At 32.7% G+C, this 12,477-nt stretch carries 11 protein-coding genes; 5 read left to right on the forward strand and 6 right to left on the reverse strand.

Translation table 11 applies throughout. The features are described 5' to 3' along the window. Positions 1–325: 325 nt before the first annotated feature. The 3 genes from serA to CD032_RS12630 form a co-directional block, all read right to left on the reverse strand. Positions 326–1,942, reverse strand: coding sequence for a phosphoglycerate dehydrogenase (serA, locus tag CD032_RS12620; RefSeq protein ID WP_019468593.1), 1,617 nt, complete (start codon positions 1,940–1,942; stop codon positions 326–328). Beyond that, positions 1,935–3,095, reverse strand: coding sequence for a pyridoxal-phosphate-dependent aminotransferase family protein (locus tag CD032_RS12625; RefSeq protein ID WP_019468594.1), 1,161 nt, complete (start codon positions 3,093–3,095; stop codon positions 1,935–1,937). Before CD032_RS12625 ends, serA begins: the two co-directional genes overlap by 8 nt. Before the next feature lie 164 nt (positions 3,096–3,259). Then, complete coding sequence (locus CD032_RS12630) at positions 3,260–3,700, reverse strand: SACOL1771 family peroxiredoxin (RefSeq protein WP_019468595.1); 441 nt, start codon at positions 3,698–3,700, stop codon at positions 3,260–3,262. A 78-nt stretch (positions 3,701–3,778) separates the two neighbouring features. On the opposite strand from CD032_RS12630, the gene CD032_RS12635 reads away from it, so the two are divergent. Then, complete coding sequence (locus CD032_RS12635) at positions 3,779–4,522, forward strand: glycerophosphodiester phosphodiesterase (RefSeq protein WP_071562238.1); 744 nt, start codon at positions 3,779–3,781, stop codon at positions 4,520–4,522. A gap of 227 nt (positions 4,523–4,749) precedes the next feature. Here the strand turns inward: CD032_RS12635 and CD032_RS12640 are convergent, their stop codons facing one another. The 3 genes from CD032_RS12640 to CD032_RS12655 form a co-directional block, all read right to left on the reverse strand. After that, positions 4,750–5,256, reverse strand: a complete 507-nt coding sequence (locus tag CD032_RS12640) for a GNAT family N-acetyltransferase (protein WP_019468597.1) — start codon at positions 5,254–5,256, stop codon at positions 4,750–4,752. Positions 5,257–5,511: 255 nt separating this feature from the next. Continuing rightward, the gene (rpsD, locus tag CD032_RS12645; protein ID WP_019468598.1) at positions 5,512–6,114 is read right to left on the reverse strand and encodes a 30S ribosomal protein S4; all 603 of its coding nucleotides are present in this window, start codon (positions 6,112–6,114) and stop codon (positions 5,512–5,514) included. 255 nt (positions 6,115–6,369) lie between these two features. Beyond that, positions 6,370–6,834 (reverse strand): free L-methionine (R)-S-oxide reductase MsrC, encoded by a 465-nt coding sequence (locus CD032_RS12655; RefSeq protein ID WP_019468599.1) that lies wholly within the window; start codon positions 6,832–6,834, stop codon positions 6,370–6,372. Positions 6,835–7,055: 221 nt separating this feature from the next. Between CD032_RS12655 and ezrA the strand changes: the two genes are divergently transcribed. The 4 genes from ezrA to CD032_RS12675 all read left to right on the forward strand — a co-directional run bounded on the left by ezrA (position 7,056) and on the right by CD032_RS12675 (position 12,261). Next, positions 7,056–8,747 (forward strand): septation ring formation regulator EzrA, encoded by a 1,692-nt coding sequence (ezrA, locus tag CD032_RS12660; RefSeq protein WP_103211527.1) that lies wholly within the window; start codon positions 7,056–7,058, stop codon positions 8,745–8,747. A 300-nt stretch (positions 8,748–9,047) separates the two neighbouring features. Continuing rightward, entirely contained in the window at positions 9,048–10,184 is a 1,137-nt protein-coding gene (locus CD032_RS12665; protein WP_019468601.1) for a cysteine desulfurase family protein, read from the forward strand. Next, positions 10,181–11,404, forward strand: a complete 1,224-nt coding sequence (gene thiI / locus CD032_RS12670) for a tRNA uracil 4-sulfurtransferase ThiI (RefSeq protein WP_019468602.1) — start codon at positions 10,181–10,183, stop codon at positions 11,402–11,404. The genes CD032_RS12665 and thiI overlap by 4 nt, the downstream gene beginning before the upstream one ends. Positions 11,405–11,484: 80 nt before the next feature. Continuing rightward, positions 11,485–12,261, forward strand: a complete 777-nt coding sequence (locus tag CD032_RS12675) for a sulfite exporter TauE/SafE family protein (RefSeq protein WP_019468603.1) — start codon at positions 11,485–11,487, stop codon at positions 12,259–12,261. Positions 12,262–12,477: the final 216 nt, after the last annotated feature.

Raw genomic sequence — 12,477 nt, forward strand, 5'->3', positions numbered from 1 at the left:
GAAATGAGTCTTTGTTTTAGTTTCTTGAGAAATATTCCAAACGATTTTGCATTGTGCTGACGCCTAGGTGAAAGATATGAACGAGAGACTACAGGCTCGAGCCATATCCCAGGCAAGCATGCACAGTCAAAATCGTAAGATTTTAAATATAAAGAGGACCAATTCATATTAAGGATTGGTCCTCTAATTTTGAGAATGGGGATTTATCTCCTAAACTCGTTAATATTAAAATGAATAGGGCGGTTAATAAAAGTTTGGATTAAAAGTATTTAGATAAATAAAGCTGAAAGAACAATCGTTTTGTTGTCCTTTCAGCTTATTATTGTTAAATATTATAATTTTCACTTACTGCAACATCTAACTCTACACTTCTTATTAGATTAAATCCTTCAATTTCATACAAAGCATCGATTACATCTTGTGTTACAGGATGATCAATCGATAAAATCATCAACGCATTACCACCTTGGTTTGTGCGTCCTAAATGCATAGAAGCGATATTAATATTGTATTCGCCTAATATTTGACCTGTATGTCCTACGATACCTGGTCTATCGTTATGATTGATAACCAGTTGATGCTTTTCGGGTTTGAAATCAACAGGGTATTCATTAATACGTACGATTCTTGGGCCATAGCCATTTAGTACAGTGGCACCAATTTTAATTTGTGTGTCTTTATTAATTAAAGTTAATTCAATATAATTACTAAATCCACGATGTTTGGTATCTTTTTCAATATTATATGATACACCTTGCTCATTTAGTAACACTAAGGCATTTATTAAATTGACACGTTCCGCTAAATCTTGGCGTAATACACCTGATACAAGAGTTCTCGTAAGTAAACTTGTATCATCAAGTGCGATATCCCCTTTATATTTAATTTGTAACTCACGAGGGGCTTTTTCCAATAATTGAATACCTACTTCACCAGTTAATTTACTTAATTCAATATACGGCTTTAATTCATCATTAATTTCATTGAAGGACATTTTTGGTGCGTTAATTGCATTAACGACATTACCATGTTCAAATATGTCTATGATTTCATTGGCAACAGAAACTGCAACTTTTTCTTGTGCTTCAACAGTAGATGCACCTAAGTGTGGTGTGACAATTATTTTGTCATGCGCAACAAGTGGTGATTCAGTTGCAGGTCCGCTTTCAAATACATCAATTGCAGCACCTTGAATTTGATCAGTATCTAATGCTTCGACAAGCGCATCTTCATCAATGATACCTCCGCGCGCAACATTGATAATTTGAAGGGTCGGTTTTGCTTTTTCAAAAAATGCTTTATCTACAATACCTCTTGTTTTTGGTGTTAGTGGGGTATGCACTGTTACAAAATCTGCTTGTTCAGCAATTTCATCAACTGTAGCACGAGTTACATTAAGTTCTTTAGCTTTGTCTTCTGACAGATAAGGATCAAAAGCAAGTATGTTCATGCCAAAACTTTGTGCACGTTTTGCTACACCAATTCCAATTCTCCCAGCACCAATGACACCTAATGTTTTGTTATAAAGTTCAGTTCCTCTATACGCTTTACGATCCCATTTTCCGTTTTTTAATGATTGGTGGGCTTGAGGGACGTTACGTGCCATGGATAAAATCATTGCCATTGAATGTTCTGTAGCAGAAATTGTATTCCCGTCAGGTGCATTAATAACGATAACACCATGCTTAGTAGCAGCTTCTACATCAATATTATCCACACCAACGCCTGCACGTGCGATGACTTTTAAGTTTGGTGCAGCAGCAATGATATTAGATGTAACTTGGGTTTGGCTTCGTACAATTAGCCCCTCATAGTTAGGAATAATTTCAGCTAATTCTGTTTCATTCAAATCAGTTTGAATGTCGACATTAAAATCGCTATGATCTGTTAAATTTTTTAAACCATCTGGTGAAATTGGATCTGAAACTAAAATTTTATACATACGCTTTTACGACCTCCATATATTGTGTGATAGCTTTTCCAACATAAGATTCATTTCTAAATTCTGACAATAGTATTTCTAAAGCTGATACAACTTGTAAAATATCAAATGGTGATATTTGACCCATGTGGCCGATACGTAATATTTGGCCTTTTAAATGACCTTGACCACCAGCAATTGTAATGGCAAATCTATTTTTTAATTCATTTTTAATATAGTTCAGTTCATCTTTAGATTTTGGAATAAACGCAGTGACAGTAGGAGATGCATAAGCATCTTGGACCAATAACTCCAAATCTAATGCTCTCAATGCTTGTCTTAATCCATCTCTTATCGCATAGTGTCTTGCTACAACTTGATTTAATCCTTCTGCATTGATTAGTTCGGCGTATGCGTTCACACCTCTAAATAAAGAAACATTAGGTGTGAAAGGTGTTGAATGCTCAGACAATGATTTTAAATATTTATTTAAATCTAAATAAAATCTAGGCGTTACTACTTCGTTAAATCGCTCTTTTGCACGATTATTATAAGCTACAAATCCAAGACCAGGTGGCAGCATAATTGCCTTTTGACTACCTGAAACAAGGACATCGATATAATCACGGTCTAAATCTACATCAACAGCTCCAATGCAGCTGACTCCATCAACAACAAAATAAATCGATGAATCAAAGTCGCTTAATGCTTTACCTAGTTCATGTATAGGATGTAATACAGCTGTAGAAGTTTCACAATATTGGCTGAAGACTGCTGTGATATCAGTGTTTAAAGATTTTAAGAAGTTGATAAAATCAGGAACATTAACTGCTTGACCCCATTCAACTTCAAATATATGTACATTATCGTAATAAGTCTCTGCTATTTGTTTAAATCTATTGCCAAATGCACCAGAAACAATAATAACAATGTCATCATCTGGGTTTGCTATATTTAGCATACTTGCTTCAAGTACGCTTGTACCACTTGAAGTAAGTATCATAACCTCATTTTTAGAACCAAAGATAGGTTTAAGTGATTTAAAAGCTTGTTCTGCGATTGTTTCAAAATCACTTGATCGATGTCCGACCATTGGTAATTGTGTAGCGTGTAATATATGTTCTGGTACAGGTGTAGGTCCTGGTGTAAGTAACAAAGGATGATAATATTTCATGTGTAATTCCCCCAATGCTTATGATTGTCAAGTTTAGCAAATTTTCAGAAAATATAAAAGTGTAAAAATTTAGAATTATTTAATATATTCAAATTTCAAATAATATGTAAGGGCATACATTGTTATTATAATCATATTCCGTCATACATAAAATGATTGCAAAATTATTTTAGTATAGGCTCTATTTTGACGTCGACATTGCCTCTTATAGAATTTGAAATCATACAATTATTGTCTGCAATCTTTAGTAACTTTGGTAATTTCTTTTTTAATTGTTCTTTCTGAGTTGTATCCACTTTTATTTCAGGATAATGTGTAATCGTGTCCATTTTAAATTTAGCATTTTCAAATATAGCAAATCCAATTGTTGATTGTTGGATATCTATCTGTGTAAAACCTGAGCGTTCTAATACAGCTGCAAGGGAAATGATATAACAAGACGATGCTGCTGAAACTAGTAATTCATCAGGATTCGTACCAGTTCCATTTCCACCCAGACCTGCTGGGATAGATATTTGTTCATCTAAAATATCACCTGATAATTTACCGACTGATTCACGCCCATCTGCCCATTTTGTAGTTACTTTAAATTGATGTTGGACCATTGCTTTGACCTCCAATGTTTTTATGATAACTTAAGTTTAGATGATTCTACTTAATATTGAAAGGGGAGGACACTTTTTATGTCATTTGAATTCGAAGACCATCACATAATGTTAGTTGCACATCGTGGCTTGGCAATGGACTATCCAGAAAATACTATCATTGCAATTCAAGCTGCCCTTCAAAGTAATGCAGATATGTTAGAGATAGATTTACATAAAACGCGGGATGGTCAGTTAGTTGTGTTACATGATGATTCTATTGACAGAACATCCGATGGTAGTGGAAAAGTTAAAGAACAAACACTTTATGATTTAAGAAGATTTGATTATGGTATAAATAGTAATCCAAGATATACAAAACAAACATTGCCGACATTAAATGAAGTACTAACATTAATCAAATCATCGCCTCAGTTATTATTAATAGAAATGAAACAACCTAAAAATTATCCTGGTATTGAAAATGATTTAATAGATAAACTAAATCAATATGAGCTAAATAAAAATCAAGTGATTATTCAATCATTTGATCAAAATTTTATAAAACAACTATATCTGCAACATTATGGTTATCGATTAGGTGTTTTAATTAGCAAAAAACGATATTGGTATAAAATGCCATCTTTTAAAAAAATAGCTGAATATGCTGACTATGTTAATCCGCACTATTCATTAGTGACGGAAGCGTTTATGAAGAAGGCACATGACTATGGATTGAAAGTAATGCCTTATACCGTTAATGAAAAAAGCCAAGCGATAAAACTGATCCGTATTGGTGTCGATGGTCTTATTTCTGACAAGCCACATCGTTTATTTTGTTAAGCCAATGATTAGTTTTAAATAAAAGTTTGTGGTGTCACTTTATCCGCTCTGTTAATGTATAGATTTAAATTGGAATATATTGTCAAAATTGACAGGGTATAGACATCGAAGTAATTTTTTACATTCAGTCTGACAAGGGAAGATAGCTTAGTTTTCAGGATTAGTTGAGCTAAAGCACATGCATAACCGCCACTAACTCAAAAAGTGAGAAGTGGCGGTTTATACGTTTATTTTTGTTGTTTAATCCAATCATCTTTCAAAAGCCCCATTACATGGCAATCATTATATTTTCCTCGTGTATAGAAATGTTCTTGTAAGGTACCTTCGATTTTAAAGTTTTGTTTTTGGTAAATATGTACAGCTTTTTCGTTCGTAACGTCTACAAATAAATATATTTTATGAAGATTTAACACTAAAAAAGCATAATCTATAGCCATTTTAAATGCTTGTGAGGCATATCCTTTACCACCATATCCTTCATCCACGATAATTTGAATTTCACAATTGCTATGTATAAAATCAATTTCTACTAATTCAACGACTCCGATACGTTCAGAATCATTTTCGATAATAAATCTTCTTTCAGATTCATCTAATAGATGTTTTTTGTAGAGTGATTGTAATTCACTTAGAGATTGATATGGTTCTTCAAACCAATAAGACATAATGGAATATTCATTATTCAAATGATGTACAAAGTCTAAATCTGTTTCTTCTAAAGCTCTGATTTTCAATGATAACACTCCTTTTTACTAAATATAAACAAAGTGAAGTAAAAAGTAAAATTGAAGGGGCGTAGAGAGGAGATGTTATATCTTTCTTTAACATTGATTGAATCAGTGGCAAACATAAAAAAAACTTTTAATATAGCGAAATTTATTAAGCTTTAGCACTGAAATGATAGCATAATGACTCATTGCATATAAATTAGCATGGAGAAATAAAAAAACACCGACAAAAAATTTGTCGGTGTTTGAGTATGAAACTTATTATCTTGAGTAGTACTCAACGATAAGTTGTTCATTGATTTCAGCTGGTAATTCACTACGTTCAGGAATACGAATGAATTTACCTTTTAAGTTATCTGCATCAAATTCTAAGTAATCAGGTACAAAGTTGTTGATTTCAACAGATTCAGCAATGATATCTAATTTAGCAGATTTTTCACGTACTGAAACTTCTTGACCAGGTTTAAGTGTGTATGACGGAATGTCAACACGTTTACCATCAACTTCGATATGACCGTGGTTAACGATTTGACGTGCTTGACGACGTGTACGAGCTAAACCTAATGAATATACAACTGCATCTAAACGTGCAGCAAGTAATTGCATGAAGTTTTCACCGTGTACACCATGTTGGTTACCAGCGATTTCGAATGTGTTACGGAATTGTCTTTCAGTCATGCCATATAAATAACGTAATTTTTGTTTCTCACGTAATTGTAAACCATACTCTGACATTTTTTTACGTTGATTAGGACCATGTTGTCCTGGTGCGTATGGACGTTTTTCTAATTCTTTACCTGTGCCACTTAAAGAAATACCTAAGCGACGAGATTTTTTCCAGTTTGAACCTCTGAATCGAGCCATAAATTGACTCCTCCTTTTTCTCTTTTATTGTTATGAAAAAACAAAAAAGAGTGTTGCATGCTTAATTGGATATATTGTTTTATGTGTCCTCGCCTCATAGCTACGGTTACACGGCACGCCCACTTTGGGAACAACATAGCGCCAATTAATATACAACTGCTAATTTCGTTTATTCACACAAAGAACATTGTACCATGATATATTAATCTGTCAATAGTCGACTTTGCGTTTGTTTGTGACAGCTAAACATAAAATTTATGATAATTGTTGTTCAATGATTTTTACAATCGCTTCTAATCCTTGTTTATCTTCATTATTAAAACGATTTGTGATTGGTGCATCTATATCTAAAACACCTATTACATTATTATCCTTATGAATAGGTACTACAATTTCAGATTTACTGTTAGCATCGCAGGCAATATGACCAGGAAATGCATTGACGTCTTCTACTAATTGTGTTTTATCTTGGGCAACAGCAGTACCACATACCCCTTTACCAATTGCGATATGTACACAAGCAGGATGTCCTTGAAATGGTCCGAGAATCAATTCGTTATCTTCTATTAAATAAAAGCCAATCCAGTTAATTTGATCTATTGAGTCATTTAATAATGCAGATACATTGCTTAGGATAGCAATCATATTTGACTCATCTTCAATTAAACCTGCAACTTGTTTTTGTAATAAATCATAATTTGTTTCAGTGACCTCTAGCATAAAAAACCTCACTTTTTACTTTTCATTTATTATAAAGACTGTTTTAATAGTAATCAATCAATAGATTTTAGAAGTTTTTCAAAATATCGTTATACATATGATTTAGGTGAGAATGAACTTATGATTAATTTTAAATAATTGAGATGATTCACTCATTTTCTCTTTAATGGGTAGGTATCTTACGTTATAATGAATAGTGATAAAATAGGAGGAGAAAACATATGGTATTGTATGTCATTTTAGCAATTATTGTCATTATACTGATTATTGTCGGTATATTATTCTATATGCGTTCCAACAAAAGTCAAATGATTGAAAAGGCTGAAACGCGTAAATCAAAAGTAGAACAATTACCCTATGATGAAAGTCTATCTCAATTATCTGAGCTAACTTTAACTGGGGAAACAAAAACGACTTATAACAGTTTAAAACAAAATGCATTAGATAGTAAAAATCAATATTTATTGCCAGTAGAAGAAAAAATTCATCAAGCGGAAGGATTACTTGATAAATTTAAGTTTTCACAAGCTCAAACTGAGATTGATGAAGCTTATGAACTAATGGATAAATATGAAGAAAACTACAACGAACTTAATTCAAATATTGAAAACATTTTAAATCTACATAAAGAAAGTGACCACCTATATGAAGAATGTAAGGTGGATTATCGTGAAATGAAGCGTGATGTGTTAGCCAATAGACATCAATTCGGTGAAGCGGCTGCTCCATTAGAACAAGAAATTGAAACTTTTGTTCCAGAGATGGAAACATACGAAACACTAAAAGAAGACGGCAATTATAACCAAGCGTATGATCACATCAAAACACTTAATGAAGATATGAATTATCTTAAAAAAGATATGGATGAAATTCCTGAATTAATTAGAGAAGCACAAAAGGAATTACCAGGTCAATTCCAAGATTTAAAATATGGTTGTCGCGATTTGAAGGTCGAGGGTTATGATTTAGACCATGTCAAAATTGATAGCTCATTACAGACGCTTAAAACAGAATTGAGTTTCGTAGAACCGATGATTAGTAGATTAGAATTAGACGAAGCAAATGATAAATTAAATAGTATCAATGATCGTCTAGATGAAATGTATGAATTAATCGAACATGAAGTGAAAGCAAAAAATGAAGTAGAAGAAACAAAAGAAGTCATCACAGATAATTTATTTAGAGCTAAAGAAATGAATTATACATTACAAACTGAAATTGAATATGTGCGTGAAAATTATTATATAAATGAAAGTGATGTTCAAAACGTCAGACAGTTTGAAAATGAAATTCAGAGTATGATTTCAGTTTATGATGAAATTCTACAAGAAATGGCAAAGTCAGCTGTAAGATATAGCGAAGTTCAAGATAACTTGAAATATATCGCAGAACATGTTGATGTTATCAATGAAAAACAGGAAAAATTACAAAATCATTTAATTCAACTTCGCGAAGATGAAGCAGAAGCAGAGGAAAATATCTTGCGTGTACAAAGTAAAAAAGAAGAAGTTTATAGAAAACTCTTGGCATCAAATTTACCAAGTGTACCTGAAAGATTCATCATTATGAAAAATGAAATAGATTACGAAGTGCGTGAAGTAAATAAAAAATTCAGTGTAAGACCGATTCATGTAAAACAACTTAAAGATAAAGTATCTAAAGTAGTCTTACAAATGAATAAATTTGAAGATGAAGCTACAGATGTCCTCGTTAATGCAGTTTATGCTGAAAAATTGATCGAATACGGTAACCGTTATCGTAAAGAAAGTTCAAATATTGATAAAAGTCTTAACGAAGCGGAACGTTTATTTAAAAACAATCGTTATAAACGATCAATTGAAATATCTGAACAAGCGCTTGAAAGTGTAGAACCAGGCGTTACAAAACAAATTGAATCACAAGTTATCAATTAAATAACAGTAATCTTTTTTGAGGCTGGAACATTTTTATGTTCCAGCCTCAAAAAATTTGTTGGACGTAGAAGTTCGCATTAATAGATTATTAATATTTAATGGTCATTCAAAAATTTATTTCGATAGTGATGAAGAAATTATATTTTAAAAACCAATTTCTATTTTAACTCTCTTTTCTTTTTAATAAAAGCGAGTATAATGCTAAAAGGGAAACTTTAAAATATGAAATAAAATGTTGATATAAAATATAAATATGAAACGTTTAAAAATATAAAATGATATACAATTGGAGTGAAAATATTGATTTATCTTGATAATGCAGCGACAACAAAACCAAGACAAGACGTATTAGATACCTATTTAAAAGTAAATGAGTCGTTATATTTTAATCCAAATAGTCCACATAAAGCAGGTATACAAGCAGAGCAGTTATTACAACAATCAAAAGATCAAATCAAAGCGCTATTTAAATTAGAAAAAGATTTTGATATTGTATTTACAAGTGGTGCAACTGAATCGAATAATATTGCAATTAAAGGAATTGCTTACAAGAAAAAGGCATTTGCAAATGTCATAATCACCTCTGTTTTAGAACATCCTTCTGTTTTAGAGGTGGTACGTTCGCTGGAAACTGAAGGGTTCGAAATAAGATATGTAAATATTACAAAAGATGGACAAATTGATTTAGAACATTTGGAATCGTTAATGTCAGACAATGTAGCACTCGTGACTTGTATGCATGTCAATAATATTATGGGACAAATTCAACCTGTCGAAGCAGTGTCAAAAATTGTTCATCAATACCCTAAAGCACATTTACATGTCGATGCAGTACAAGCAATAGGTAAAATTGCTTTGAATTTTGAAGCTGCTGACACACTGAGTTTAAGCGGCCATAAATTTCATGGCTTAAAAGGCCAAGGTCTTTTATTTGTTCGTAATTTACACCAAATTGAGCCCATTGTGCATGGTGGCGGTCAAGAGTATGGACTTAGAAGTGGCACAGTCAATCTTCCTATTGATATAGCTATCGTAAAGGCTTTGAAAGTCGCTGCTAAAGAAAGTACGCAACTGTATGAAAAACTAAGTGAGTTCAATCAGGAAATTATAAGATTTTTAAGTGGATTTACTGGAGTGAAAGTTAATTCTCCTAACGGTGCATCACCACATATTTTGAATATTGGCTTTCCGGGTGTGAAAGGCGAGGTTTTAGTAAATGCATTTTCAAAAAATGATATTATGCTTTCTACTACAAGTGCGTGTTCATCCAAAAAAGCTTCATTGAACGAGGTACTTTTAGCAATGGATATTCCAAAAAAGCAAATAGAAGGCAGTATTAGAATATCGATGGGTGCCAACACTACCGCTGAAGATATCCGTGATTTTAAAGAGAAATTTAAGCTTGTATATGAAGAAGTGAAGGAGTTGTTAATATGATTTATGATCACATTTTAGTGAGATATGGTGAGTTGACTTTAAAAGGTGCTAACCGTAAAATGTTTGTTAATAAATTACGTTCGAATGTCAAGCGTGCATTAATGCCACTGCAAGGATATAACGTCAAAGCCAATAGAGATAGAATGTACATTGAATTGTATGAAGGTGCAGATATTGAAGAAATGTGTCGTCGACTAGAAAAAGTATTTGGTATTTATTCTATCAGTCCTGTATTGAAAATTGATAAAACAATGGAAGCAGTACGTGATATAGCAGTAAAATTTGCACAAGGTTATGCACATGGAGATACATTTAAGATTGATGTCAAACGTTCAGATAAAAATTTTCCGTTTGATACCTATCAATTGCAAAAAGAACTCGGTGGTACAGTGTTAAACGCTACTGATAACCTAACAGTAGACGTACATAACCCGAACCATACGATTAAAGTAGAGGTTCGATTAGACGCTATTTATGTATATGATAAAGTGATTGCTGGATCTGGTGGATTACCAGTCGGTACAGGCGGTAAGACATTACTTATGTTATCTGGAGGTATAGATTCTCCAGTAGCTGGTATTGAAGTTATGAGAAGAGGTGTTACTGTAGAAGCCATTCATTTTCATAGTCCACCATTTACAAGTGAAAAGGCTAAGGATAAAGTAATTGAACTTACAAGAATCATGTCCACTCATGTAGGCCCTATAAAATTGCATATCGTGCCATTCACTGCTTTACAAAAACAAATTAACAAAGTGGTACATGAGCGTTATACGATGACTTCAACACGTAGAATGATGATGAGAGTAGCGGACAAGCTTGTGCATGATATTGAAGGACATGCCATAGTAAATGGAGAGAATTTAGGGCAGGTTGCAAGTCAAACCCTTAAGAGTATGTATGCTATCAATCATGTGACGTCTACACCAATTTTACGACCGCTTTTAACATTAGATAAAGAAGACATTGTGAAGAAAGCTAAAGAAATTGGCACATTTGACGTATCTATCCAACCATATGAAGACTGTTGTACAATCTTTACACCTAAAAATCCTGTGACGGAGCCAGATATTGAAAAGGTGGAAAAATTTGAAACAGTGTATGATTTTGAACCACTTGTACAGGAAGCATTTGAACAAATAGAAACATTAACAATTACGCCAGACTATCAAAGTGAAAAAGATACTGAAACGCAAGCACTGGCAGATGATTTATTTTAATTTTTATTATGAATATTCAATTCCATACAAACAACATTAGCTAATCAGACATAAGAATAAAACAGACAGGGGATGGAATTATGCTAGATTGGGATATTTCGATCGTTCTTATAATTATACTTCTAGGGTTTTTAGCAGCGTTTATTGATGCTGTTGTAGGTGGCGGCGGTTTAATTTCTATTCCGGCATTATTAGCTGTAGGTATGCCACCAGCTGTCGCTTTGGGTACAAATAAATTAGCAAGTTCATTTGGTTCACTTACAAGTGCATTTCGTTTCTTGAGATCGGGTAATGTCGATTTGAAGATAGTAGGAAAGTTATTTCCATTTGTATTTATTTTGGCAATTTGTGGCGCGAGTGTAGCCACATTTCTACCCGCCGAGCTTTTAAAACCACTGGTTATCATTATTTTGACGTTAGTCATGATTTATACATTGGTGAAAAAAGATTGGGGCAATGTACGTACATATACAAAATTGACATTTGGTAAAGCAATTTTATTTGTAAGTATTATGTCGCTCATTGGATTTTATGATGGTTTTTTAGGTGGCGGCACTGGCTCATTTATGCTTTTTATTCTACTTATGTTCGGTTTTGATTTTTTAGGTGCTGCTGGCAATGCAAAAGTATTAAATTTTGCTTCTAACTTAGGTGCTTTAATTTTGTTTATGATATTAGATCAAGTTGACTATTTTTATGGTTTGATTATGGCAGTAAGTATGATTTGCGGATCGTATGTTGGGGCGACTTTCGCAATTAAAAAAGGTGTCAGTTATGTAAAAACTTTATTTATCGTAGTAACTGCTATTTTGATTATTAAAAATGCTTACGATTATATTATGCAATTAATCAATTGATTACATTAAAAATAAAACTGTAATACTTCAATGGTATTCGGGTGTGTGTATGTTGCTGAGACAAAAATGTCTCAGCTTTTTTCATTTTAAAACGATTAGTTTTCTATACCACTCAGATCTTCCTCTTATTTTATTTTTCTTATAAAGGTATACATTGTTTAATTGATTATGTTTAAATTGTATTTGGAACGATTGAAAAAATATTCTGGGAGTGAA

The organism is Staphylococcus cohnii subsp. cohnii (assembly GCF_002902365.1).
Taxonomy (GTDB): Bacteria; Bacillota; Bacilli; order Staphylococcales; family Staphylococcaceae; genus Staphylococcus; species Staphylococcus cohnii.